21 protein-coding genes and 1 pseudogene are annotated in these 24754 nt (G+C 70.8%); 11 read left to right on the top strand and 11 right to left on the bottom strand.

Annotation, left to right across the window (positions count from 1 at the left end):
• Positions 1-116 precede the first annotated feature (116 nt).
• The 5 genes from Q9R22_RS11250 to Q9R22_RS11230 all read right to left on the bottom strand — a co-directional run bounded on the left by Q9R22_RS11250 (position 117) and on the right by Q9R22_RS11230 (position 5448).
• Positions 117-1232 (bottom strand): glycosyltransferase, encoded by a 1116-nt coding sequence (locus tag Q9R22_RS11250; RefSeq protein WP_131333616.1) that lies wholly within the window; start codon positions 1230-1232, stop codon positions 117-119.
• Between the two features lie 5 nt (positions 1233-1237).
• A complete protein-coding gene (locus Q9R22_RS11245) occupies positions 1238-1774 on the bottom strand; it encodes a putative colanic acid biosynthesis acetyltransferase (RefSeq protein ID WP_131333614.1) in 537 nt (178 codons plus the stop codon).
• Positions 1775-1854: 80 nt separating this feature from the next.
• Positions 1855-3504, bottom strand: a complete 1650-nt coding sequence (locus Q9R22_RS11240) for a hypothetical protein (RefSeq protein WP_131333612.1) — start codon at positions 3502-3504, stop codon at positions 1855-1857.
• Between the two features lie 40 nt (positions 3505-3544).
• Positions 3545-4807, bottom strand: coding sequence for a hypothetical protein (locus Q9R22_RS11235; protein WP_131333610.1), 1263 nt, complete (start codon positions 4805-4807; stop codon positions 3545-3547).
• Positions 4804-5448, bottom strand: coding sequence for a YveK family protein (locus Q9R22_RS11230; protein ID WP_165489821.1), 645 nt, complete (start codon positions 5446-5448; stop codon positions 4804-4806). Before Q9R22_RS11230 ends, Q9R22_RS11235 begins: the two co-directional genes overlap by 4 nt.
• A gap of 377 nt (positions 5449-5825) precedes the next feature.
• On the opposite strand from Q9R22_RS11230, the gene Q9R22_RS11225 reads away from it, so the two are divergent.
• From Q9R22_RS11225 to Q9R22_RS13340, 3 genes and pseudogenes are all read left to right on the top strand, one after another.
• Positions 5826-6680, top strand: coding sequence for a glycosyltransferase family 2 protein (locus Q9R22_RS11225; protein WP_131333607.1), 855 nt, complete (start codon positions 5826-5828; stop codon positions 6678-6680).
• On the top strand, positions 6674-7933 hold the full coding sequence (locus tag Q9R22_RS11220; RefSeq protein WP_311254206.1) for an oligosaccharide flippase family protein: 1260 nt from the start codon (positions 6674-6676) through the stop codon (positions 7931-7933). Before Q9R22_RS11225 ends, Q9R22_RS11220 begins: the two co-directional genes overlap by 7 nt.
• Before the next feature lie 167 nt (positions 7934-8100).
• Positions 8101-8217, top strand: a pseudogene (locus Q9R22_RS13340) (hypothetical protein); the annotation flags it as partial.
• 96 nt (positions 8218-8313) lie between these two features.
• Here Q9R22_RS13340 and Q9R22_RS11215 read toward each other — a convergent pair.
• From Q9R22_RS11215 to Q9R22_RS11195, 5 genes are all read right to left on the bottom strand, one after another.
• Entirely contained in the window at positions 8314-8625 is a 312-nt protein-coding gene (locus Q9R22_RS11215; RefSeq protein ID WP_242670503.1) for a hypothetical protein, read from the bottom strand.
• 18 nt (positions 8626-8643) lie between these two features.
• On the bottom strand, positions 8644-9081 hold the full coding sequence (locus Q9R22_RS11210) for a zinc-binding dehydrogenase (protein ID WP_242670502.1): 438 nt from the start codon (positions 9079-9081) through the stop codon (positions 8644-8646).
• Between the two features lie 120 nt (positions 9082-9201).
• Positions 9202-10203 carry a GDP-L-fucose synthase gene (locus tag Q9R22_RS11205; protein ID WP_165489859.1) on the bottom strand — a complete coding sequence of 334 codons (1002 nt, stop codon included), beginning with the start codon at positions 10201-10203 and terminating at the stop codon, positions 9202-9204.
• A 59-nt stretch (positions 10204-10262) separates the two neighbouring features.
• Positions 10263-11303 (bottom strand): GDP-mannose 4,6-dehydratase, encoded by a 1041-nt coding sequence (gene gmd, locus Q9R22_RS11200; RefSeq protein ID WP_035964951.1) that lies wholly within the window; start codon positions 11301-11303, stop codon positions 10263-10265.
• A gap of 51 nt (positions 11304-11354) precedes the next feature.
• Entirely contained in the window at positions 11355-12614 is a 1260-nt protein-coding gene (locus Q9R22_RS11195; protein ID WP_131333603.1) for a glycosyltransferase family 4 protein, read from the bottom strand.
• Positions 12615-13137: 523 nt separating this feature from the next.
• Between Q9R22_RS11195 and Q9R22_RS11190 the strand changes: the two genes are divergently transcribed.
• The 8 genes from Q9R22_RS11190 (at position 13138) to Q9R22_RS11155 (ending at position 22746) form a co-directional block, all read left to right on the top strand.
• Positions 13138-14811: a hypothetical protein gene (locus tag Q9R22_RS11190; RefSeq protein WP_242670501.1), complete on the top strand. Its 1674-nt coding sequence runs from the start codon at positions 13138-13140 to the stop codon at positions 14809-14811.
• Positions 14799-15944 carry an alpha/beta hydrolase family protein gene (locus tag Q9R22_RS11185; protein ID WP_131333601.1) on the top strand — a complete coding sequence of 382 codons (1146 nt, stop codon included), beginning with the start codon at positions 14799-14801 and terminating at the stop codon, positions 15942-15944. The genes Q9R22_RS11190 and Q9R22_RS11185 overlap by 13 nt, the downstream gene beginning before the upstream one ends.
• Positions 15941-16396 carry a holo-ACP synthase gene (locus Q9R22_RS11180; RefSeq protein WP_242670500.1) on the top strand — a complete coding sequence of 152 codons (456 nt, stop codon included), beginning with the start codon at positions 15941-15943 and terminating at the stop codon, positions 16394-16396. The genes Q9R22_RS11185 and Q9R22_RS11180 overlap by 4 nt, the downstream gene beginning before the upstream one ends.
• A gap of 82 nt (positions 16397-16478) precedes the next feature.
• Positions 16479-16733, top strand: a complete 255-nt coding sequence (locus Q9R22_RS11175; RefSeq protein WP_064845610.1) for an acyl carrier protein — start codon at positions 16479-16481, stop codon at positions 16731-16733.
• On the top strand, positions 16726-17931 hold the full coding sequence (locus tag Q9R22_RS11170) for an acyl-CoA dehydrogenase family protein (protein ID WP_131333599.1): 1206 nt from the start codon (positions 16726-16728) through the stop codon (positions 17929-17931). Before Q9R22_RS11175 ends, Q9R22_RS11170 begins: the two co-directional genes overlap by 8 nt.
• On the top strand, positions 17928-18869 hold the full coding sequence (locus tag Q9R22_RS11165) for a hypothetical protein (RefSeq protein ID WP_131333597.1): 942 nt from the start codon (positions 17928-17930) through the stop codon (positions 18867-18869). The genes Q9R22_RS11170 and Q9R22_RS11165 overlap by 4 nt, the downstream gene beginning before the upstream one ends.
• Positions 18866-19972 carry a DUF1839 family protein gene (locus Q9R22_RS11160; protein WP_131333595.1) on the top strand — a complete coding sequence of 369 codons (1107 nt, stop codon included), beginning with the start codon at positions 18866-18868 and terminating at the stop codon, positions 19970-19972. Before Q9R22_RS11165 ends, Q9R22_RS11160 begins: the two co-directional genes overlap by 4 nt.
• 5 nt (positions 19973-19977) lie before the next feature.
• Complete coding sequence (locus Q9R22_RS11155; RefSeq protein WP_165489820.1) at positions 19978-22746, top strand: glycoside hydrolase family 2 protein; 2769 nt, start codon at positions 19978-19980, stop codon at positions 22744-22746.
• A 162-nt stretch (positions 22747-22908) separates the two neighbouring features.
• On the opposite strand, the gene Q9R22_RS11150 is transcribed toward Q9R22_RS11155, so the two are convergent.
• Positions 22909-24660 carry an alpha/beta hydrolase gene (locus tag Q9R22_RS11150; protein ID WP_131333591.1) on the bottom strand — a complete coding sequence of 584 codons (1752 nt, stop codon included), beginning with the start codon at positions 24658-24660 and terminating at the stop codon, positions 22909-22911.
• Between the last annotated feature and the right edge of the window lie 94 nt (positions 24661-24754).

Raw genomic sequence — 24754 nt, 5'->3', positions numbered from 1 at the left:
TATGGGGTGGGGCGCGGGCGCCCCGTTTCACGACGTAGCATTCCGGGTCACCCCCGAGCGCGGCGCTCGCGCGCGGGGTGACCGGCGGCGTCGTCCTCCGGGACCGCGCCGTCCGCTCAGTCCCGGTACGCGCCCAGCAGCTTCTCGACGACGGCGCGCATCCCGTACTCGCGCGCGATCGTGTCCGCGGCCGCCCGACCCGCTCGCCGCCGCTGCTCGGGATCGGCGATCAGCTGCGCGAGGGCATCTTCGAGGGATGGCTGGGTGTCGTCCACGACCGCGCCGGACCCCGTTCGCGCGACCGTGGGCGCGAGCCCGCACGTGTCCGTCACGACCACGGGCAGTCCCGCGGACATGGCCTCGAGAACCGACATGGGGTACGGCTCGTGGACGGAGGGCAGGACGTACACGTCCGATTCCGCCATCCACCGCGCCGCGCCCGCGGAGTCCACCGGGCCGGCCCACGTGAGGCGCTCGCCGAGGCCCGCGGCCGCGATCGCCGCGCGCACCGCGTCCCCCTGGCCCTCATCCGGGCCCACGAGCGTGAACGTGGCGCGCGGGAACCGCTCGGCCAGGGATCGCGCGGCGGCCACGAACGCGAGCGGACGCTTGCGCTCCTGCAGACGCGCGAGGAACAGCACGCGACACTCGTCGTCTTCCCGCGGCACGCGGGGGCGCGAGGATACGGGCATCCCATTGTGGAGTTCCATGAGATTCACGGGCCCGCGGGCGACCTCGGTGAGGTCCTGTTCCTCCTGAGGGGTGAGATAGCAGACCCGGTGCGCGTCCCGCAGCACCCGCCGGGTCAGCAGGGCGTCCAGGGGCCCCGCGAGGGGATTCTCGGACGGATCGATCATCCCGTGGGTCTGCAGGACGGTTCGGGTGCCCGCGCGCTCCGCGAGCCACGCGGCCGGCAGGGTCAGCAGGTCACGCGCCGTGTGCACGTGCACCACGTCCGCGGTCGGCGCGACCCGGCGCAGCCACGACAGCATGGCCGGCGAGGTGAGACCCGCGAAACCCGCACCCGGCAGGGCCTGGACGGGACGGAAGAGCTGCGTGCGCACGCCGTCGCGTTCGGTGGGCAGGGGCGCGCCCAGATCGGAGCCGGTCGCGGCGAGGATCACGTCGTGTCCGGCGTCGGCGAGCGCACGGCACTGGTTGAGGGCCACCGTGGTGGGCCCGCCGTACGCGTTGGTGCCCGAGACCAGGGCGACGACCTGCAGGATCCGCATGCCGCTCACGCCTTCGTGGCCACGGGGGCGAGCACGCGCGCCCCGGCCGGGACGTCCCGCGTGACGAGCGCAGTGGCTCCCACGATGGCGCCCTCGCCCACCGTGACGCCGCGCAGGACGGTGGCTCGCAGGGCGATCCATGCGCCGTCGGCCACGGTGATGGGGGCGTTGTCGAACTCGAAGGCCGGGTCGTCCGCGCGGTGGCTGCCCGTGCACAGCATGGCGCCCTGCGACACGCACACGTCCGAGCCGATCGTGATGGGCTCCAGATTGAGCAACCATGCGCCCACGCCGATCCACGAGTTCTCGCCCACGGTCAGTTTCCACGGCCAGTGGATCCGCACGTCGTGGCGGATCAGTGTGCCCTCCCCGATCTGCGCGCCGAAGGCCCGCAGGATCCGGGTGCGTACGCTCGGCGGGCACAGGACGGACCGTTGCAGCGGTTCCGCCACGAGGGCCCACGCGGCGCACTGCAGCGTTCCCCGGCCCTTGTCGTAGCCGCGGCCGGTGAAAGTGGCCAGGCGTCTCGTCGTGTGTGTCATGTTCTCTCCCTTGCCCGGGACCGCGATGGCGGTGCCATGGTCGTGGTCTGCGTGCCGAGGTGCGTGCCTCGGCGGTCTTCTCATGGGTCGTCCCGGCGGTACACCGGGGTGGAATAGGCGATGCTGCCGTCCTGCCCGACGGCGCGCGCGACCGTGAAGCCGTGCGCCGGGGTGGCGACGTCCTGCCCGCCCACGATGCTCTGCGGCGGATCCTCGTACGCCACGTCCTGCTGCCCCACGGCGAGGCCGGCGGGCCACGTGTTGTGCAGCACCTCGAGCGAGCGCACGGGCTCGCGCGCCGTCAGCCGGAGGGACCGGGCGTCGGCATCGCGGGGCGGTGTCGCCACGAGGTCGGTGAACGCCGCGCTGCGATCGGAGGCGAGCGAGTAGTACGTGCGGCGGGCGGGCTGTGGGACGGCCGGGTCCTCGGGCGCGTAGACGACGACCGGCGCCCCACGGGTGCTGCTGAGTCTCCGCCCGGTTCCGTCCGTGACGTCCACGACGGCGTACACCCAGCTCCCGGCGTCCGCCTCGATCCCGCGATCGAGCACCGCCGCCCCGGCTTCGCCCGCGGCGACCGTGACGGGGTCGGAGCTCGCGAGGTCGCGCTCGTCCCGCGCGATGACGCGCACCCGCACCCGGACGGGCTCCGCGCCGTGGTTGATCACCAGGCCCTCCGCCAGGACGTTACGACCCTCGATCAGGAACTGGGGGGACGTCACGTATCCCACGGGGTCCCGGGTGGGCGGGGTCTCGCCGCGGAACTGCGCCGCGAAGTGGGCCGTGAGGTCCGCGCGCGTGGTGCCCCAGTCGGTGGTCGGTTGCACGGCCGTGCGTTCCACGACATCGTTCCAGGTCACCGCGGTGGCCCACCCGGCGCCGGCGTCGCGTTGCAGCTGCCACTGTGAGCGCCACAGTTCGGTGGCCCGAGCATCCACGTACCCGCCGTTGGTGGTCTCCCGGTTGTACCCGGGCAGGATCCCGCCCGCGAACGCGGTGTCGTGCTCGCGGGCCCATCGGGCGACGTCGGGAAGGATCATGAAGTCGTGGTCGTCGAAGAGCCACACCGCCTCGAAGAGTCCGGCGTACGGGTCCACGGCGGCCGCGTCGAAGGCATTGTCGTTCTGGCTCGCGGCGGTGCGCAGCTCGGCCACGACGTAGACGGCGATCCCGTCCCGTTCGAGACCGCGGCGGCACGCGAGCCAGTCGTCGGGGGACAGCGCACGGGCGTCGTAGACCCACACGACCAGCGCGTCGTCGATCCGCGCGGCGGACGGGCGGTCCTTCGCCGCGGCCACGTACTCCCTGATCAGGGACTCGGCCCCGGAGCGGGACGTAGCCTGGATGCACGCGGCGACCGCGAAACCGCGGGCCCCGTCCTGCCAGGTCGGGTCCGCCGCCGCCATCCAGTCGGTGACGAAGTCGTCACCGGAATTGACGTCCTCCAGCAGCAGGATCTGCATCCCCGTGAGACCCGCGGCCCGGGCCTGGTCGAGCTGCGACTGCACGAGCTGCGGGTAGGGCGTGCCCGCCGGGGCGAGGACGAGTGGGCGCTCGCTGCCGTAGTGGGTCTGCGGATCCTCGCTCAGCGGCAGCCCCTGGGGCACCATGTGCGCCCAGACCTGCCGGTCGGGCAGGGAATCCGCGCCCCGCGTCCACGTGGTCCGGTCCGGATCCTCCCCGCAGGACGCGGCCAGTAGGACCGCCGCGGATCCGGTCAGGACGAACAACCCGCGGCGTGTGACAGAGACCCCCCGTGACGGGGCCCGCTCATCCCGCATCGATGACTGCATCCTCACGCACCCCGTCCGCGCGGTGCCATCGCGCGAGCCGCGCGGACCGGCGCTGCAGATAGCGCGCGGTCCAGGGCCGGACGAGCCGGTCCAGGACGGTCACCAGGATCATCATGGACACGATCCGACTGACGGCGCGCGTGTTGTACTGCGTGATCATCACGACCATGAGCAAGGACATGCCCAGCACCGCGGAGAGGAAGAGCACCATGGTGGGGTGGGGGTTGGACGCCACGCTCTTGAGGCAGATGCGCACCACCAGGGCCCACACGAGCGTGAAGAGCAGGAGCACGAACCCGCCGAAGCTGGCCCATTCACCCAGTGCGGAATACGGGATGAACTCGTGGACGCGCATGTGGAAGAGGATGTCGTACCAGCCCACCATGGATCCCGGGCCGGGGTTGAGCGAAATGAGCATGTCCGACGCCGTGATCCCCTGCTGCCGGCTCACGAAGATCAACAGCGGGACACTGAACCCGAAACTGCTCGTGGTGGTCACCAGGGACTTCCCGAAGAACGCGGGGTCCTGGAGGATCTTCTCCATCGCGTGGGCGTAGGGGATCAACCCGTGCATGTTCAGTTCACGGCAGTAGAGCGGGATGGGCAGCAGGATCACGGTGATGACCGCCGTGCCGAGCCAGCCCAACCAGGACATCCTGCCGCCCGCCAGGAACTTGCCCACCATGTAGAGCAGGATGACGCCGGCGAACACCCGCGTGGCGCACGCGAACAGGACCACGAGCCACAACACCATGGCCACCCGTGCCAACGTGGGATGCTTCACGGACAGGAACCCCGCCGCCAACACGGCCGCCGGTTGTACCACGCTCACGGCCGAGACCAGCGGTGCGGGTGCCACGAACTCCAGGTACCGGGGCGCCTCCAGCAGGTAGTGACCCTTGGTGAGGATCATCAATGCCAGGGCCCCGAACGTGACCAGCAACCACAGCCAGGACAGTGACCGCACTTGGGCGCCCACCGTGTGGATGAGCGAACGCCAGGAGACCGTGGCCCCCGGGAGCGGGACCAGCAGGGCCAGGATCAGCCCCGCGATCGCCCAGGACACCAGGCGCGCAGCGTCCTCGTGGTCGTAGGCACCCCACACGGGTGTGAAGGGGCTGGGGATCGTCACGACGGAGTGGTCCAGAAAGTACACCGTGGACGCCCAACTGACCAGCAGGAAGAGGATCAGTGTCAGGACCGGGACCCGGTCCAACGTGACGGCACGCTGCCAGTTCACGACGCCGAGTAGCTCGAGCGGTTCACCGCGGTGGCTCCGGACGGGTGCCGGTGGGAGCCGAGTCGCCGTCCGAGTGCCTGCGCCAGGGCGATGCCGGCCACGGCCCCGATCCCGGAGCCGATCAGGGCCCAACGCTTCACGCTGGGCTTGTTGTCGGACGTGGCGGCCTCCGCCTGCTGGACGATGGCCACGTCCACCTGGGACATGCCCTCGCTCTGGGGCGAGAACTGCCGGATGGAGTCCCGCAGGCCGGTCGCGAGGTCATCGGCGATGGCCGCGCTGCGCTGACCGTTGGTGTCCGTGTACTCGAGCTTCACGAGGCTCGAGCCGGTGGGGACCTCCACGGAGAGGTCCTTGGCGATGTCGTCCGTGCTCCGGTCGTGATCCGCGGCCTCGTTGAGCACGCTCGAGGTCATGGCCAGGTTGTTGTACGTGGGCATGTTGCTCAGGATGTACTGCGACACAGATTCGGTCTGACCGCTCGGCAGGTTCTGCGCCGGGGTCACCATCACGGTGGTGGTCGATGTGTAGGTCTGTGGTCGCAGCGCCGCCGCGAGCCCTCCGACGAGCGCGCCGAGCACGATGGTGCTCAGGACGACGGCCAAGAATTTGGCAACTGTGTTGCGTGCACGTGAAGACACGTGATCCCCCAATTTCCTCTGTGCTCCCGTCAGCCCGACGAGAGCACACCCCTTTGATTAAATTTGTCGTCCTGAATGTGGACTAATCTTTATCTAATTACCCCTGTTTAGGGGACAAGATTCCCTTCGGTCCGCGGGCTGTAAATTCCCGTGGACGGTTCGCAGAACCCCCTGGAAACAACCCATACAGCCCGCTACATCCGCATGATACCGGGGGTAAAACCGGTGTGCCGTCTCCCTGGGCCGCGGATGCCTGTAACCATGATAGCCTCCATGTTGATCTATTGTTTATATGACAAAGAATTTGTCAGCAATTTCTCACTCCGGGGAGCCTCGACGGGTGGAGTGGGATGTGGTGACGGGGGAAGAGGACCACCATGCCCAGGCTTACTGTCATCATGCCCGCCTATCGGGCGGGCGCCACCGTGGAGAGCGCCATGCGTTCCACGCTGCGGGCCATGCCGCAGGACGCGGAGTTGGTGGTGTCCGTGGACGGCCCGGACGCCGAGACCGAACGTGCGGCCCGCCGGGTGACGGACCGCCGCGTCGTCGTCCGGACCGATGCCGTCAACCGGGGGACCGTGGCGTGCATGCGCCGGGCCCTGGAGTCCACGGACAGCGAGCTCGTGGCCCGCATGGACTCGGACGACATCTCCCTCCCGTGGCGTTTCCGGGTGGGCTTCCGGGCCGTGCGCCACGCGGACATCGTGTGCGGCACGGGGATCCGCTTCGGGCGGGGGATGCTCCCGCGCCCCGGGTACCCGGGCAGTCTCACGACCCGCGAGATCGGGCTGCTGCTGCCGTTCGTCAACCCCCTGTTCCACTCGAGCATGCTCGCCACACGGGAGGCGCTCGTGGCCGCGGACGCCTACGCGCGGCCCAACACCGCGGAGGACTACGTCCTGTGGCTCGACGCCCTGCGCGCCGGGGCCCGGATCGTGAAACTGGCCACCCCCGTGGTGGCCTACCGGTTGAGTGAGAGCCAGCTGTCGAGTTCGGACACCTACCTGGAGCGCATCGTCTCCGACCCCGAGATCCGGCGCGCGTGGACCGCGTGGGCCCACGCCTCCGGGCGGCCGTGGCTCGAGGCCAACGGCGGGGTCCCCGGATCCATCCGGGGCACGCGGGGACAGCTCGAGGCCATCGTGGCCGGGGTGCGTCCCGGGACGCGGCACTACGCGCGGCGTCAGTTGGCGAGAGCCGCCACCCTCATCCCGGCGTCGGCATGCTGAACCAGATCAAGTCGCTCATCGAGCGCGCGATCCCGCGGATGTCCTCCGCGATCGTGATCCTCACGCTCGCCGCGTTCACGTCCCCGCACTACGTGGGTATTTACAACGTGGTGACCCTGCTCTACACGGCCATCCAGGTCACGATCGACTCCGGGGCCCGGTTCGCGGTGATCCGTGTGCTGACCGAACCCGGGGGCATGAAGATCATGAACCGCTACCGGGTGATCATGCCCGTCCTGGCCTTCGTGATCCTTACCGGGCTCATGCTGTTCCTGCTGCACAACGGGACGCTCGAGAACTGGGGCGAGTTCTTCCAGGTGCTGCCGGTGGCGTTCGCGCCGGGTTTCGGGGCCCTGGGTCTGCTGTACGTGGGCACGCTGCAGGCCACCAACCAGTGGGGGACCCTGGCCCGGATGCAGTTGCGGGCCTCCCTCGCGGGTCTGCTCGTGGGTGGGACCATCCTGGTGCTAACCCACTCGCTGCTGGGCCCGGCCCTGCAGCTGGCCGTCACGGAGGGCATGTTCGCCCTGCTGTGCTGGCGCCGTGCGCGCCGTAACACCCAGCCCCTGCCGCACTCCACGCCGGGCGAGCGTTCGATCCTCTCCGACATGGGCACGATGTCCGGCTACGCGCTGGTGTCCTGGTTCCAGGGCCAGGCCGAGCGACTGTTCATGGCCGTGTTCGCCGGTACCGCCATCCTCGGTACCTACACCGCGGGCAACGCCGTGGGCCGCGCCCCGGGGGACGCCCTGGCCGCGTCCACCGCGAACGTGGTGCGCGTGGGGATCGCGGACAAGGAGACCCCGGAGGAGATCCGGAGCGCGAGTGACCATTTGTTGCTGCGCGCGCTCATGCTCGCGTTCGCGTGCGTGCTGATCGCCCTCGCGGCGAGTGTGGTCCTCACGCCCCTGCTGGGTGGTGACTGGAAACCCGCGATGTCCATGGTGCCGTTCATCGCCATGGTGTCCTTCCCCGTAGTGCTGTCCTGGGCGGCCTCCGTGCTGCTCGTGCGCACCGGTGCGGCCTGGAAGACGTTCGTGGGTCCGGTGATCGGCGTGGTCTTCGGTGCGCTGATCGCATGGGTCGCGTCTTTCGACCTGCACCTCGCGGCCACGCTGCTGGTCATCCGTGAGTTCGCCGTGGTCCTCGTCGCATACGTCCTGGTGGGACGCAGTGCGCCGTGGCGGTCGTTCCTGGTGGCTGCGGTCCTCTCGACCATCGGGCTGGCGGGCTGCTGGCTCCTGGTGGCGTAGGGCCAACGCACAGCCCGTTCCCGGTCTGCGGACGCAGCATGACGACATGACCACCTCGACCCCGGCGACCGGCCGGTCCACCTTCCTGCGCGGGCGCCTCGACGAGCCCGCGGTCACCGGCGGCGGGTCCCGCGGCGGCGTCGTCCTTTGAGGCGGCCACGGGTACGACGACGCCGCGCCCCTCCCGCTCCCCGCTCACCCGATGGTGGGTGGCCGCGGCGGGGGTGGTGCTGATCGGGGTGGTCGCGTTCAGTCGGCTCTACCTGGGGTACCACTGGCTCACGGACGTGACGGCTCGCTGCTGCTCGCGATCGCGATCGCGATCCTCGGCCTGGTCGTGGGCGCGGACGCGTGGCGCCTCACGGCGCGGCGGGCGGAGCTCACGCGAGCGTGAGCACCGCCTTGATGACCTCACCGGAGCGGGTGTCCCGGATGGCCTGTTCGATCTCGGCCATGGGGTAGGTCCTCACGAGCTCGTCGAAGGGGAACCGCCCGACCTTCCATCGGGCGAGCAGCGCGGGGATCATCTCCTGGGAGGTCCGTGAACCGCCCAGGGTGCCCACGATCCGCTTGCCGAACAGCGTGCGCATGTGGTCCGCGGAGAACCGGGCGTCCGTGGGTGCGCCGCCGATCAGGAGGCACGTGCCGAGCATGCCGATCGCCTCGATGGCCTCCTCGAGCACGGCGATCACGCCGGTGCATTCGATGGCCTAGTCCGCTGCCCCTCCGGTGATCTCCCGGATCCGTTCCAGCGAGTCCTCCTTCCCGGAATTGATCACGTGCGTGGCCCCGTAGCGCTGGGCGAGCTCCAGGCGGGAGTCATGCAGGTCCACCGCGATGATCGTGGCTGCGGCCGAATTGCGGGCAGCCATGATGGCCCCGAGCCCCACGGCGCCCACACCGTAGACCACCACGGATTCACCCGGGCCGGGGTTCGCGGTGTTGAGCACGGCTCCCGCCCCGGTGGTGATACCGCACGCGAGGGGGCCCGCGAGTTCCAGGGGAACGGACTCGTCCACGGTGAGTTCTTCCCACCGGAACGGCGCATCGACGTGATCGACCACGTAGGCGTGGATGTTCATGGCCGCCTTCTCGAGCAGGGCGCTCGGCTCTGAACGCCGGGCTCCCATGCTATTTGCGGTCGGCACGCCGCGGCCATCCCCGCGGGGCAGCGGAGACGACCCGCATCGCGCGGGTCGTCACGGCATCATGCGGAGAGTTCGCCCACGACACGGAGTGTCCCCGCATCACGTGGGGCATCCGGTCGCTCAGGCGCCCCGCGCCTGCTCGCGATTCGCGCGGTACCAGGCCACGGCGTCGTCGAGCCCGGTGGGCAGGTCGATCGAGGCGGACCAGCCCAGCGAACGCAACAGGGAGACGTCCATAAGCTTGCGGGGCGTCCCGTCCGGCTTGGAGGTGTCCCACGAGGTGGTGCCCTCGTACCCGGTGGCCGAGGCCACGAGGCCGGCGAGTTCCTTGATGGTCACGTCCTCGCCGGTGCCCACGTTGACCTGCTGGGGCCCGTCGTAATGCTCCATGAGGTACAGGCACGCCGTGGCCAGGTCCGACACGTGCAGGAACTCGCGCCGCGGTGAACCCGAACCCCAGTTGGTGATCTCGGTGTCACCGGCACGCACGGCCTCGTCGTAGCGGCGGATCATGGCGGGCAGCACGTGGGAGCCGGACGGGGAGAAGTTGTCCCCGGGGCCGTAGAGGTTGGTGGGCATCGCGGAGATCCACGGCAGCCCGTACTGGCGTCGCATCGACTGCACGTGCAGGATGCCGGCGATCTTGGCGATCGCGTAGGCGTCGTTGGTGGGCTCCAGGTACCCCGTGAGCAGCGAGTCCTCGCGCAGCGGTTGTTCCGCGAGTTTGGGGTAGATGCAGGAGGAGCCCAGGAACAGCACGCGTTCCACACCCGCGGTGCGTGCGGCGTCCAGGACGTTGAGCTGGATCCGCAGGTTGTCGGACAGGAAGTCCACGGGCTGGGAATTGTTCGCGCCGATCCCGCCGACCTTGGCCGCCGCGAGCACGAGGTAGCGCGGCCTGTGTTCGGCCATGAACGCCTCCACGGCCGCGCGGTCCCGCAGGTCCAGCTCACGGGAGCTCGCACCGATCAGGTTCTCGAAACCCTCGTCCTGGAGGTGACGCCAGATGGCGGAACCCACGAGACCGCGGTGACCGGCCACGTAGAACGGCGCGGAGCGGTCCAGCGCGCCGGGGGTATAGGCGACGTCGTCGGTCGTGCGGGCATCGGCCGGGTCGCTCACCGTGTGCGGCCAGTGCTCCTGGCCGGCAGCGGTGTCCCGGCGGTTCACCACGTCCGCGCTCACGCCGCGTGCTCCGGCGTCCAGATGCGCTCGGACACGGTGTCGATCCACGGGGAACCGGCGCACTCCAGGGCAGCGCGGTCCGCGTCCACCATGATCCGCGCGAGCTCCGGGGCGTGCACCGTGGCCTTCCACCCGAGCTTCTGCTCGGCCTTGGACGGGTCACCGATGAGCGCGTCCACCTCGGTGGGGCGCAAGTAACGGTCGTCGAAGCGGACGTGCTTCTCCCAGTCCAGCCCGGCGTGCTCGAACGCGGTCTCCAGGAACTCGCGCACCGTGGACGGGCGGCCCGTGGCCAGCACGAAGTCCTCCGGTTCGTCCACCTGGAGCATGCGCCACATGCCCTCCACGTACTCCGCCGCGTAGCCCCAGTCGCGCACGGCGTCCAGGTTGCCCATGTAGAGCAGGTCCTGCTTGCCCGCCGCGATCGCGGCCACGGCACGCGTGATCTTGCGGGTCACGAACGTCTCGCCGCGGCGCGGGGACTCGTGGTTGAAGAGGATCCCGTTCACGGCGAACATGTCGTACGCCTCGCGGTAGTTCTTGGTGATCCAGTAGGAGTAGATCTTGGCCGCGCCGTACGGGGAGCGCGGGTAGAACGGGGTGTCCTCGTTCTGCGGCGGGGGAGTGGCCCCGAACAGCTCGGACGTGGAGGCCTGGTAGAAGCGGCACTTCACCCCGGCGCGGCGCACGGCCTCGAGCAGACGCACCGTGCCGAGGCCTGTGGTGTCACCCGTGTGCTCGGGCTCGTCGAAGGACACGCGCACGTGCGACTGGGCCGCGAGGTTGTAGACCTCGTCCGGGTCTATCTCGCCCAGCAGCGTGACCAGACGGGCGGCGTCGGAAAGATCGCCGTAGTGCAGGAACAGCCGCGCCTGCGGGTCGTGCGGGTCCTGGTACAGGTGGTCGATGCGGGACGTGTTGAACGTGGACGCGCGGCGGATCAGGCCGTGGACCTCGTAGCCCTTGGCGAGCAACAGCTCCGCGAGGTAGGAACCGTCCTGCCCGGTGATGCCGGTGATGAGTGCTTTCTTGGTCATGAGTGGTCTCCCCTGTGTGACGTGGTACGTCGGGACGGGTGTCCCGGCCGATCAGGAATGCAGTGCCGCCGCAGGTGCGGTGGTCTCGGTGGGTAGCAGTGCGCGCAGCGCGGTGCTGAAGGCGCGGACCGCGGCGCCGGCGCTGAGCACGTCGCGCACGTAGCGGCGTCCGCCGCGGTGCGTGGCGCCGCCGGTCGCGATCCACTCCTCGTGCAGTTGCAGGGCGCCCGCCACGAGTGCCTCGGGATCCCCGGGCGCCACACGGATGCCCGCGTCCGCGGCGTCGAGCTCGGCGGCGGACGGGCTCTCGGCCTCGACGGCCGCGAGCACGGGACGGCCAGCGGTGAAGTAGCTCGTGAGCTTGCTCGGGACGCACATCTCCTTGAGCCCTGGTCGTTCGTTGACCAGCAGGACGTCCGCGGCGCGCAGCAGTCCGGCGTAGGTCTCGTCGTCGACCCCGGGCAGGACCTCGAAGCGCGGCGTGCGCCGGGCCAGCTCCTCGAGCTGCGGGCGCTGGTGCCCGCCGCCCACGAGCACGAATCGCAGCGGCGCTCCCGTGCGCTCGGCCACGTCCGCGGCCGCGGCGACGTTCGCGAGGTCCTGTTTGGCCCCCATGTTGCCCGTGTGCAGGACGACGACGTCGCCCGCGCCCCACCCGAAACGACGCCGTAGTTCGTCGGTGTCCACCGAAGGAGTCTGGGAGATGTGGGTCCAGTTGCGCACGGTGCTGATCCGGCGCGCGGGCACGGCCATCTCGCGGCGCAGGTAGTCCGAGAAGCGGTCGTGGATCACGACCACCCCCTGGCACGAGCGCAGGAAGGTGCTCTCGATACCGCGCATGACGCGCGCCACGGGTCCGCTCGCCGCGCCGGTCTCGGTGAGCCCGGCGGTGTAGATGTCCTGCACCCACGCGATTACCGGCGTGCGGCTCAGCGCGGCGCGCACCCGCACGATCGCGGACGAGAACAGGGCGGGGCTCACGACCACGACGGCGTCGGGATCGCCCCACGCGGCGGTCGCGGCACGCAGACCGAAGACGATCTCCATTCCCAGCCGGCGCAGCTGTCCGGCGTCGTGGGGAACGGGGTGCGGCACGCGCAGGACGGGTACGCCGTCGATCTCCTCGTGCGCGGCGCGGCGGTGCGAATACCCTTCGTGGACGCGCCACTGCGGGTAGTGCGGGAGACCCGTGATGACCCGGGCGTCCCATCCCTCCTCGCGCAGCGCGCGAGCCATGCCGGCGGTGTACGGCGCGATGCCCGTATGTTCCGGTGAATAGTTGAGTCCGATGATCAGGACGCGTGCTGCCACGCTATCTCCTCCCCCATGAAAAGCGGAGCAGCTCAGCCGCTGCCGCTTTTCCCGAATGGGCGGACTTCCCCAGTCCGCCTCCGCGCCACGTGGTGCAGCGATGCCTCATGGCTGTCCCACCGGGAGCGGTGAATGTCGCCGAAACACGAATCCCGCGTGTCCCGACGTTTGCCATCATAATCGTGTGCACAAGCACCTAACACCACAGTGGTGACAATTCTGTGTGGGCTCATATAGGTACACGTCGGTATCGCCTCAGGTGGGAGCGCGAAAAACAGTGATCTTGATGTAAAACCACACATTAGGGGACGGTAATCTCGGTCACGACCGGCGTCTCCCTGGCTATGCTTTATGAGTGCAAACATGCACGACTCCCGCGGGGGAACGCGGAAGTGACGCGGAGTTCGGGGCATCGATCCGCACTTCGGGGTGGGGCCCGGTCTTCGAGAGGGCACCCATCGCCACGGGGGACGGGCGAAGGGGCGCGGCTGAGGCGCACCGGAGCAGAACTGGGGGAGATTTCATGCGTATTGCCGGGCAGGCAACTTTCGTGACGGACCACGACCACACCATCCACGCGTGGGTCCACGGCCCCGCGGACGATCGTGTGCGCGGCGCCGTGATCGTGGCGCCGGCCTTGGCGCGCGAGGAGGTCGTGAGTCACCGCAGCATGCGCCTCGTGGCCGCGCGCGCCGCGGAATCCGGGTGGCTCGTGATCCGCCTGGCGTGGAGCGGGACCTCCGAATCCGGTGCGCGTCCGGCCCTGAGCAACCCGCTCGAGGTGTGGCACGAGGACCTTGCGGTGGCCCACCGTGCCGCGCGGGAGCTCATAGGACCTGATCTGCCCGTGCACGGGATCGGGCTGCGCATCGGTGCGGGTGTGCTCGCGACCTCACCCCTGCCGTTCGATCGGCGCGTGCTGTGGGAACCGGTCTCGGGCGCCGTCTACATGCGCCAGTACACGGGCCTGCGGCGCACGAGCGGGTTGATCCTGCCGCCCGAGGTCCCCGACGGCGTGGAGATCGGCGGCGCACACTTCACCGACGCCGAAGCCGCGGCCATCCGCGCCCTACCGGATCCCCGCAAGATCAAGACCCCGGGTCTGATCACGGTGCGCGAGGAGGACCGGCGCATCGCCAAGAAGTTATACGGCGTGGCCGCGATCTACGCGAAGGCGAGCCCGGAGGCGATCGCCGCTCTCGTGGGTCGACTGGACGATTCCGTCCCCACCACGTCCCACAGGGAGGACTGGGAGGACGTGAGCGGCTGGCGTCCCACGACGACCGCGTGCTTCCATGTGGCGGAGTTCGGCGCGGAGGTCCAGGAGGACCTGCTGGAGCTGGGCCCGGACCACTTGCCGGCCTCCTACACCCACCCCGTGGGCCGCGACGGCACCGGGGCCGGCGCGGTGGTGCTCGCACCGCCGTCCGCGGACCCCAAGGACGGGCCCACGGGACTGTGGACCGTGCAGGCACGCCGACTCGCCGCGCGCGGTGTCCCCGCGCTGCGCATCGAGCGTCACCACTGCGGTGACGCCGCTGGCCTGGATGAGGTCAAGGACATCAACCCTTACACGGGGCAGGGCGTGGCGGACCTGGACCTGGGTGCCGCGTGGCTGGCCGAGCGCACCGGGGAGAAGGTCACCGGGGTGGGGCTGTGCGTGGGCGGCTGGCTGGTCGCCATGGCCCCGCCCACGAGCGCCATGACCACCCGCGTGGTGCTCAACAACGTGGCGTGGCGCGCGGCGGAGAGCTACTACGACAAGCTCTATCGCAACTGGGACGTGGACGCCGTGCTGGAACAGTTGCGCACCATGAGCGACGTGGAGGTCACCACGAGCTGGCGCACGCGCGCCAAGGACCGGGTGCGCCGCCGCATGCCGTACATCGCGTGGCTCGTGTTGGGCCGGCGCAACATCCCCAACGTTCCCGAGGTGGTCATGGAGTACGCGTCCCGGGGCGCCGAGGTCACGTTCTACTTCGGGCCGGAGGACGGTCTGCTCTTCCGGCAGGAACGCGGGGAGGAGGGTCTGGCCCGGTTGCAGCGCCAGGGCCGCCGGATCAGGGTGGCCCACGTGCCCGCCCTGGACCACTCCCTCCAGGCCCACGCCTCACGCCTCACGGCCCTCGAGATCGTGGACGCCGCCCTGGGCCTGAGCCCCTCGCCCGCCGAGGAGGTCGTCCCGTGTGCCGTCTGAGAACACGCAGCGCCCGCGCGCTCGCCGGGTGCGCCCTCACGGCCGTGCTGCTGAGCGGCTGCGCGGCCGGCGGGTCCGGCGACCACGCGCCGTCGTCCTCCGGTGAGAGCCTGGGTTTCGACGACGCCGCGCTGTCCCGGGTGGGTTTCGCGGACCCGCAGCAACTCACGCAACCGTCCCACGGGATCACCGTGACGGGTGCGCGGGGGCTCTCGGAGCGGGCCGCGGAACTCGCGGTGAGCACGGATCAGGTCTCCGCGGAGGCCCCGGGCGGGCGCAACTCGGTGGTGGTGATCACCCCGCAGGACTACGACCCCGCGAAGAAGTACCCGGTGGTGTATCTCCTCCCGGGCAGCGGTGCCACGGAGGCCCCTGCCCTGCAGTGGTACGAGGCGGGTCAGGCCGAGCAGCTCACCCAGGGTCTGCCCGTGATCACTGTCATCGTGAGCGGGGGCAAGGTGGGCTGGTACTCGGACTGGGCGTCCCAGGAGGAACTCACGCAGAACTGGGAGACATTCCACCTGGACCAGGTGGTCCCGTGGGTGGATCAGCACCTGTCCACCAGGGCGGACCGCGCGCACCGCGTGATCATCGGCAACTCGATGGGCGGGTACGGCGCCATGCGCTACGCCGAGCAACGTCCCGATCTCTTCGGGGAGGCCGTGAGCCTGTCCGGGTTACTGGACCTGTCCTCGGACGAGGCCAAGCAGACGATCGCCACGGGATCCCAGGAGGCCACGGGCCGCACCGATTCGGTGTTCGGCAACGGCTCGATCACGACCGAGGAACAGTGGCGTGCGAACGATCCCGCGGTCCGGAGCGGGGAGCTCAAGAATGTCCACGTGCAACTCTTCGCCGGCCGGGGCAACGGCCAGGAGGGGGACATCGAACCCGCTCTGAAGGACACCACGGTGACCATGGCGCGCGAGCTCGAGTCACAGGGAGTGGATTACCAGTACACCGAGTACGGCCAGGCGGGCCAGTGCAACGGCGGCCACGAGTTCCCGTGCTGGACCCCCGCGGCCACGGTCGCCCTCGGGCGCTGGGCCGATCGGGTGGGCGTGAAGCGCACCTCGCCCCAGCCGTCGGTGCCCTCGGCATTCGAGGACGTGACCTCACGGAGCTCGTCGTGACGAGCGCGCCCGTGACCGTGACACGCGGGACCGAGGCCGGGGACGGTGTCGTCGGCGTACCCCGCGTGGGGTGCGACCTGCAGGAGGTCGCGCCCGTGGCCGAAGCGCTCGCGCAGCGCGGGCAGCGGTACCTGCGGGCACTGTTCGCGCCCGAGGAGATCGCCGACCTCACGCGTCCGGACGGATGCCCGCTCGCGGCGGAGTCCGTGGCGGGGCGCTTCGCGGCCAAGGAGGCCGTGCTGAAGGTCTTGCGCCCGAGCGCCGACGACGCCGTGGCCTGGCCCCAGATCATGATCCGCTCGGACGCCCACGGTGCCCCTCGCGTGGAACTGCGGGGCACGGCCGCCCGCCTGGCCCGCGGCGCCGGACTCGGGGCGTGGAGCGTGAGCACGTCCCACGACGGAGGCTTCGCGATGGCCGTGGCCCTGGCCATCCGCTCACCTCAGCCCTGACCGGAGGCCAGACCACCGCGCCGACCGGTACCCGGGGCGCGGACATCGAAAACCACCACATCAACCGAAAGAGGTTCACCCCATGGATTCCACCGCCATCGAGACCACCGTTCGCTCCGTGCTGGGCCAGCACGGGAAGCTGTCCGAGGACGCCGGGACGATCGCCGCGGATGCGGACCTGTACCGCGCAGGCATGACCTCCCACGCGTCCGTGAACGTGATGCTGGGCCTGGAGGACGAGTTCGACATCGAGTTCCCCGAGGAGCGCCTGACCAAGGCCACGTTCACGTCCATCAACTCCATCACCGAGGCCGTGGAGGCGATCAACAATGACTGATCATGCGGTACTGACCGACACCCCGCAGCGGGGTGCCGAGGACACCGACCGGGCCGAGCGGGTCGCCACGCGCGCGGAGGCCGTGGCCGCCGTGGCGCGCGAGTTCGCGGACGCGGTGGACTCGGAGTCCCGGTTCCCGCGGGAGGCCATCGAGGAGGCCCGCGCCCAGGGCCTGTTGGCCGCGCCGATCCCGGAGGCGGACGGCGGGCTGGGCTACAGCATCACCGAGCTGTGCCGGATGCTCGAGCGCGTGGGTCGGGAGTGCACCTCCACGGCCATGATCCTGGCCATGCACCACTCCCAGGTGCTGTGCCTCACCCGCCACGCGGACACCGACTTCCTGCGGGACTACACCCGCCGTGTGGCCGCCGAGGGGCTGTTGTTGGCCTCCGCCACGACCGAGGCCCAGATCGGCGGGGACACCCGCAATTCCACGTGCGCCGTGCGCCCGATCGAGGACGGCCGGGTGGCCCTGCACAAGAGCTGCCCCGTGATCTCCTACGGTGCGTACGCGGACGCGATCCTGGTGACCGCGCGGCGCAGCGAGGACGCGGCGTCGAGCGACCAGGTGCTGTTGGTGGTCGAGGCCGATAACCTGCAGCTGGACCGCCAGCGTGGCTGGGACGCCCTGGGGATGCGGGGCACGTGCTCCGAGTCCTTCGAGCTGGACGCCACCACGCCCGCGGACGCCATGTTCACGGTGCTGTTCGAGACGATCTCCGCGCAGACCATGCTCCCGGCGGCCCACTGCCTGTGGGCCTCCGCGTGGTTGGGCATGGCTACCCAGGCCGGGCTCACCGCCCGGTCCGTGGTGCAAAAGGCCGCGCGTAAGACCCCGGGGACCACACCGCCGTGCGCGCTGCGGCTCGCGGAACTCGAGGTGCAGCTGCAGTCCATGACGGACGTGGTGCGTGCGAGCGTGGCCCGCTACGAGGCCGCGTGGGACGATCCGGCCGTGACTGAGTCCATGCAGTTCGCGATCGCCATGAACACCCTCAAGGTCTCGGGCGCGGAAGCAGTGCGCCGGATCGTGGGGGACGCCATGGTGATCGTGGGCATCACCGCTTTCGCCAATCGTTCGCCCGTGAGCCTGGCCCGGTTGTACCGGGACAGCATCGGGCCCTCGGTCATGGTCAACAACGACCGCATCCTGCTCCACACCGCCACACTCCAACTCGTTTCCAGGGGGCAACGATGAGCGCCACGGACACCACACAGGACCTCTCCCAGCTGCAGGACACCTTCCGCGAGGGCCTCGAGGCCCACGGCTGGTTCCTGCCCACCCTCGGGGACGGCGTGACCGGGCTCGGTCCGCAGGCCGAGGACGTCGTGCAGGGCATCGCCGCCGCGGCCCGCAAGGTCGCGGCGCGGCTGTCCCCGGACGCCGGCACGCGTCGGTTGCGCTTCCCACCGGTCAACGGGACCCGGTTGCTCGAGCGCACGGACTACGTCGCGTCCTTCCCGCAACTGCTCGGGACCATCTCCGCGTTCGAGGGCGACAACAAGGCCCACCGTGAGCTGCTCGCCACGTACGAGGAGCACGGTGACTGGTCCGCCCAGCTCACCCCGGCCGGCCACGCACTGGTCCCCGCGGTGTGCCACCCCTTGTACGCGTACCTCGAGGGCTCGCAGGTGGACGGCTCGGTGTTCGAGCTCGTGGGCGAGTGCTACCGCCACGAGCCCAGCCCGGACCCCATGCGTTTCGTGACCTTCCGGATGTTCGAGGCGGTGTGCCTGGGCACGCCGCAGGAGGCCCGGGAGCACCGCGAGAAGTGGCTCGAGGCGGGGACCAACCTGCTGAGCTCCCTGGGGCTCGAGGTCCAGGCGGACACCGCCAACGACCCGTTCTTCGGCCGCGCGGGCAAGCTGCTCAGCGCGGGTCAGCGCGAGGCGCAGCTGAAGTTCGAGATCCTCACGGAGGTCTACCCGGGCCACCCCACGGCGATCGCCTCGGCGAACCTGCACGAGGACCACTTCGGTGAGAGCTTCCACCTGCACACCGCCGACGGCGCCGTGGCCCACTCCGCGTGCTTCGGCTTCGGTCTGGAGCGGGTGGCCCTGGCCCTGGCCATGCGCCACGGTTTCGACACCGCCGCGTGGCCCGCGACCGTGCGCCAGGAACTGGGGTTGCCATGACCGCCGTGACCGTGAACCACGGTGGGTCGGCGGGTACCGCGTCCGTGCGGGAGCCCTTCGGCCACGAGGTCCTGGCCGTGCGCGGGTGCGAGTCGCTCACCGTGGCGAACGCACCGCGCTCCGTCCTGCACGACCCGGCGGAACCGTGGTCACCCACGAACTGCTACATGGACGTGTGGATCGGTCTCACCGCGACCCTCGGGTTGGACCCGCTGCCCATGCTCGGGGCCGCGTTCAGCGCGGACTTCCTGGGGGACCAGTGGGAGTTCCTCAAGCCCCGGCAGGAGGACCTCGAGACGCTCTACGGCCTCACGGTGGGGGAGTACGACACGTGGCGGCCCCTGGCCGAACACGTGCAGCTGGTGATGTCCCGCGGGGACGCCCTGATCGTGGAGGTGGACGCCTACCACCTCCCGGACACCGAGGGCGTGTCCTACGGGCGGGTCCATACCAAGACGTCCATCGTGCCGTTGCGCCTGGATCCGGTCGCGGGGGAACTCGTCTACCTGCACAACGACGGTGTCCACGTGCTGCACGGGGAGGACCTCGACAACGCGCTGGGCACGGGTGTGGGTTCCGGGTGGGTCCCGTACCCGTACGTGGAACTCGTGCGACTGGACGGCATCCGGTCCCTGGCGCCCGAGGCGCTGTGGCAGCGCGCCGTCGAGATCGCGCGGGGGCACGTGCGCCGCGCCCCGGACGCCGGGACGGGCAATACCGGGCACCCCGATCCGGCCGACCGGCTCGTCGCCGCGATCCGGGAGCACGTCCCGGTGCTCGCCGAGCGGGGCATGGAGTACTTCCACCAGTACTCGTTCGCGACGACGCGCCAGGCCGGTCTCACGTCCGGGCTCGCCGCCCACGCGTGCCGGTACCTGTCCCGCGGTGCGCAGGAGTGGCCGAGCGACTTGGACGCGGAGCAGCTGATCGAGGCCGCCGAGCAGTTCGACGCCGCCGCCGGCGCCGCCAAGGCCCTGCAGTTCAAGCTCGCCCGGGCGGCCTCGGGCAGGACGCCGCGCATCGACTCGTCCGCGGAGGCGTTCGTGGCCGGGCACACCGCGGGCATGCGCGTGGTGCGTGAGGCCCTGGGCCTGGGGGAGTGACCGGGGTGCGCGACGCCGCGTGGACGCTCCGGCGCCTCGACCCGTCGCAGGACCCGGGGGATGCCCTCGCTCGTGGGATTCCCGCGCGGGTCCCGGGGACGGTGTCCGGTGCCCTGCGGGACGCCCTCGGGGAGGACCGCGTGGCCATCGTGCTGGCCACTGACGGTCCCGACACCGTGTGGGAGTACCGCACCCGGGTCACCACCGCCGGTGGTCGGCACCGGTTCATGTCCACGGGCGTGGCCACCGTGGCGCAGCTGCTGGTCGTGGACCGGGTCGTGCACGAGTCCCACAGTGCCTTCGCACCGTGGGACGTGATCGTGGAGCTGCCGTCCGGGCCGTGTGAGATCGCCCTGCGGGTCCTGCCCACGGCGTCCGTGAGCGTGCCGCGCAAGCCGCGCGCCCGCTGGTTGTCGCCGCTCGTGTCCGACCGCTCCCTGCGGTGGCGCCGCACCCCGCTGATCGGCTCGATCGACTGGCCCGGTGCGCTGCCCGTGCTGGGTCCGTGGGGCGGCCTGCGCGCTGTCCCACTTCCTTCTTCCGCCGACGACGACACTCCCCACCCCTCGCTCGGACTCGTACCGCGCGCGGTGCGCACGCGGGTCGGGGAGGACGGTAGCGGCGTCGTGACCGTGGAACTCGGCCCGACCGCGGGTACGACCCCGGATCTTTACGCGGACACGGCCGGGAGCGCGGGCGCGGCCACGGAGCTGGCGGGCGTCGGATGCTCAGCGGACCCGGATGTTCCGGTGGCCCGCGGCGCTGCGGTGGAACATGCGCGTGAAACCGTACACATCACCGTGGAGCCTCCCTATGAGGTGGACGCGCAGCCGGTGACCGCTGAGCGCGTCGTGACCGCATCCGATGCCACATCGCGCGAAACGTTCAGTGTGGACGTGACCGTGCCCGGCCCCGCGCTGTGGTGGCCGCACGGGATGGGCGAGCAACTGCTGTACCGGGTGCGGGTGCGCACCGGGCAGGGGGAATGCACGTACGCCGTGGGGTTCCGGTCGGTGTGTGCCGAACCGCGGGACCGGGACCATCGCGGTTTGGCCCTGCGGATCAATGACGTCCCCGTGTTCGCGAGGGGTGCCGTGTGGGCCGGTGCGGACCCCTTCGAGGTGGCCGCGGACCCGCAGCGCACCCGCGACGTGCTGGAACGCCTGCACGCGGGCGGCAGCACCATGATCCGCGTCCCGGGAACGGCGTGCTACGAGACCGAGGACTTCCACCGCGCGTGCGACGAGCTGGGTCTCATGGTCTGGCAAGACGTGGCCCTGGGGCCTCAGGACCCGCCGGACGATTCCGAGTGGCGCGCCGGGCTGCACCACGAGGTCCGATACCTCGCCTCACGGTTGGCCTCTCATCCGTCCACGGTCGTGATCTCCGGGGGCACCGAGGTCATCCAGGCCCCCGTGCTCGCGGGCCGGCCCGCCGAGCAGTGGCGCACGGACGTGGTCCTGCGGGACGTTCCCCGCGCGGTCGGGGAGGCCGATGCGGACGTGGTGGTCGTCCCGTCCTCTCCGTGCTCGGACGCGGACCTGGACGCCGCGCAGCACGCGTACGAGACGGGCGAGGCCTCGGGGGAGCGGGCGGCGTCGTCATCGGTGCCGACCGTCGCTCCCACGGACGCGGCCGTCGGCGTGTCCCACTACTTCGGGGTGGGGGCCTACGGGCGACCGCTCGAGGACGCGGTGACCCGCGGGGTGCGGTTCGCGGCGGAGGCGTTGGCGTTCGCGGTGCCGCCGGAACCCGCCGCGGTGCGGGAGCAATTCGGGACGGACGGTCCGCTGGACGATGGGGATTCCGCGGACGCGTGGCGCGCCGGTGTCGCCCACGACCCGGGGGCGGAATGGACCTTCGAGGACACCACCGCGATCTATGTCCACCGGCTGTTCCTGGACCGGGACAGCGATCCGGACGCCGGTCTGGCGACCCCGGGGCAGCCCGCGTCCAACGGCGCAGGGACGGGTCACGTCGAGCGCCTCGAGTACGAGCGCGCCGCGCTCGCCCACGTGTTCCAGCGGACTTTCGCCCAGTGGCGCAGCAGGGATTCGCCGTGCCGGGGAGCGCTCGTGCTCTCGGCGCTGTCCATGGCCGCGGGGCCCGGGTGGGGTGTCCTGGATGCTTCCGGGCGGCCCACCGCCGCGTGGTACGGGATGCGCCGGGCGTGCACGCCCGTGGCCGTGTCCTTCCTCCCCGCCGGCGGCGACGGACTACCCGTCCATGTCTGGAACGACGGCCCGACCCCGCTCACGGCCACGCTGCGACTGACCGTGGCCACGGTGCACGGCGGCTGCCAGCAACCCCTCGACATCCCGGTCACGGTGCCCGCGCGCGGCGAGACCGTGATCCGCGCGGACCTCGCGGACGGTACGTTCCGGGACCTTGACCACGCGTACGGTTTCGGCGAGCGGGAGTACGACGCCGTGTCCGCCCAGCTCGTGAACCCCTCCGGCCGCGTGCTCGCCCGGGACGTCCACCTGACCGGGGGACCGCGACGCAACGATGCACCCGATCCGGGACTCGACGCTCACTGGGTCAGGACGGAACAGGGGGAGTGGTCGGTGGCCGTGACGGCGTTCGGACTTGCGCGATTCGTGGCGCTGGACCTGCCCCGCGGGGCCGTGGCCGAGGACGGCTACGTCCATGTGCTCCCGGGTGAGACGGTGCACGTTCCGGTCAGCGGAGCCCTCACCGACGAGGGTCGTGCGGCCACGCGGGTGCGGGCGCTGGGCGTCCCATCGGTTCCGGTGGGCGCCGAGTCCGAGTAGCCGACGATCTATCAACGGGCCGGGTGAAGCGTCAGCTCATGACGGCCCCATGAGCCGTATCGACGAGAGAGCCCCGCACGTGCTGGCAACGCCACCCGTGCGGGGCTCCTGAGCCATTTGCCGGCGGCTGTCATCGGCCCGCTGTCCCGTACACGCCGCGGTTCACACCTCGGGCACGTACGCCAGGACGTAATCCACCATCCGGCGGCACGATTCCGTGGCGAACAGCGAGTGGTCCAACGGGTCCAGGACGGTGAGCGTGCTGCGCGGGCCCAGGCGCTGGGGTGTGACCCCGCAGTGCTTGGCATCGGCGGGTCCGAAGACCGCGTCCACCGTGAGTCCGGGGATCTTGGCGAGCCGGCGCAGCGTGGGTTGCGGGACGTCGATGACCCCTACCCCGGCCGCGAGCGCATTGACCCGAGGTGACGCGTTGCGGGCGCGGTGACGGGTGCCGCGTACCACGGTGCGCGCCGTCGTCCCCACGTAGGCGTTGAGCCCGGCCAGGACGGCATCCCAGCGGGAGCCGGCGGGTGCGTCGTCGGCGGCGGGCGCGGACGACCGCGCTGCCGCCGCCTCGTCCTGCCCGGGCAGGGTTGGGGCCAGGGGGCCGCCGCGCAGGCCCTGGCGCCAGTAGCGCCACGGTGCCCGCTGCCACGCAACGTTGTTGATGACCATGAGCGTGAGTCGTTCGCTCACGGTTGCGGGCAGTCCGTGGGCCGAGGCCACCAGGCCCCACGCGCCCAGACAGATGCCCGCCCCCAGGAGCGGACCGTCCGTGAGTTTGCTCAGGTGCATCACGAGTTCCCGGGACTCGGTGAGCGTGTGGTGAGCGTACGGGTTGGAGTCCTGCGTGATGTCCGAGCGCACGAGCTCACCGGTGTCGGAGCGTTCGGCGAGCAAGCACACGGCGCCGCGCGCGGACGCGAGCAGCGCGGTGCGCAGCCACAGACCGCCGGAGGCCTCCATGACCTCCGAACCCGGGGAGATGAACGCCAGCCCGGGGGCGTCGTGGTCGCGGGTCACCGGCTCGGTGATGATGGCCGGGCGTCGGGCGGCCCCGCTGGTCGAGCGCCGCAGCACCACGGGTGTCCCGGCCACGTCCACGGTGATCTCCTGCTCGGGGACCAGGCCGTCCCCGTCGGGACGAGCGGTGTCATCCGGCGTCGTCCCGGCCGGGGCGGCGTCCAGCGCGGTACGCACGGTGGCGATCAGACGGGCGGGGACGGCGGCCGCGCGGGGGTGCACGTTGATCGGGAGTGCGCCTGCTTCTTCGTCGGACAGGATGCGGATCCGACGATCGGGACCGTCCGCGGGCTCGGGAAGCGCCTTGAGCGCGGCCGCGCCGTGCGAGGACAGCTGCAGGTTCATCAGTTCCGTGCCCTCGCTCACGCGGGGAGGTAGGTCGGGCCCGCCCATGCGGCGCAGCGCGCTCTGGTGGCGCACCCACTGCTTACCGGACACGGGGGCCAGCACCAGCCGGGAGGCCCAGCCATGATCCTCGGTGGCGGCGAGCACGGTGCCGCCCAGGCTGAAGCCCACCCCGTGGACGGGACCGTGGGAGCTCGCCCAATCGCGGACGGTGGTCAGGTCGTCGACCCACAGTCCGGCGTCCACGGCTTCCTCGGCGGTGGGGCTCTGACCGGTCCCGGACCAGTCGAGGCGCACCACACGCCACCCGTGAGCGGCCAGCGCCCGGGCTGTGTGGATCATGCTGCGGGTCAGGGTCACGCGCTCGCGTCCCGGGGACCCCACGATGATGATGGTCCCGCCGCGCTCGGTGGCCGTGGGTTCGTGCACGTCCACCGCGATCCACCGGTTCCCGGCAGGCACCCACCCGTGGCGTACGGAGTCCTCCTCGCGAACGCGTGAGCGGTGGCCGGGCCTGGAACGGCGCAGCTGCGAGTACGTGAGCATGAATGATCCCCCAAGCAATACGTGTCTCCGCCGTGGGCGTCCGGTTCTTCCCCAAGAACCTCGGCGCGCTTGCCCCCTGACGAACTTTTGCCCA

Origin of the sequence: Kocuria sp. PD6, assembly GCF_031844145.1 — a bacterium.
Classification (GTDB): Bacteria; Actinomycetota; Actinomycetes; order Actinomycetales; family Micrococcaceae; genus Kocuria; species Kocuria marina.
The sequence above is the reverse complement of the archived record's forward strand: the minus strand, read 5'-3'. Positions and strand labels throughout refer to the sequence as shown.

What these genes read in the sequence shown, in the direction of transcription:
- Q9R22_RS11170 (WP_131333599.1), top strand. Translation starts at nt 16,726, where the DNA reads ATGACTGATCATGCGGTACTGACCGACACCCCGCAGCGGGGTGCCGAG.
- Q9R22_RS11220 (WP_311254206.1), top strand. Translation starts at nt 6,674, where the DNA reads ATGCTGAACCAGATCAAGTCGCTCATCGAGCGCGCGATCCCGCGGATG.
- Q9R22_RS11245 (WP_131333614.1), bottom strand. Translation starts at nt 1,774, where the DNA reads ATGACACACACGACGAGACGCCTGGCCACTTTCACCGGCCGCGGCTAC.
- gmd (WP_035964951.1), bottom strand. Translation starts at nt 11,303, where the DNA reads ATGACCAAGAAAGCACTCATCACCGGCATCACCGGGCAGGACGGTTCC.
- Q9R22_RS11225 (WP_131333607.1), top strand. Translation starts at nt 5,826, where the DNA reads ATGCCCAGGCTTACTGTCATCATGCCCGCCTATCGGGCGGGCGCCACC.
- Q9R22_RS11175 (WP_064845610.1), top strand. Translation starts at nt 16,479, where the DNA reads ATGGATTCCACCGCCATCGAGACCACCGTTCGCTCCGTGCTGGGCCAG.
- Q9R22_RS11160 (WP_131333595.1), top strand. Translation starts at nt 18,866, where the DNA reads ATGACCGCCGTGACCGTGAACCACGGTGGGTCGGCGGGTACCGCGTCC.
- Q9R22_RS11190 (WP_242670501.1), top strand. Translation starts at nt 13,138, where the DNA reads ATGCGTATTGCCGGGCAGGCAACTTTCGTGACGGACCACGACCACACC.
- Q9R22_RS11165 (WP_131333597.1), top strand. Translation starts at nt 17,928, where the DNA reads ATGAGCGCCACGGACACCACACAGGACCTCTCCCAGCTGCAGGACACC.
- Q9R22_RS11150 (WP_131333591.1), bottom strand. Translation starts at nt 24,660, where the DNA reads ATGCTCACGTACTCGCAGCTGCGCCGTTCCAGGCCCGGCCACCGCTCA.
- Q9R22_RS11250 (WP_131333616.1), bottom strand. Translation starts at nt 1,232, where the DNA reads ATGCGGATCCTGCAGGTCGTCGCCCTGGTCTCGGGCACCAACGCGTAC.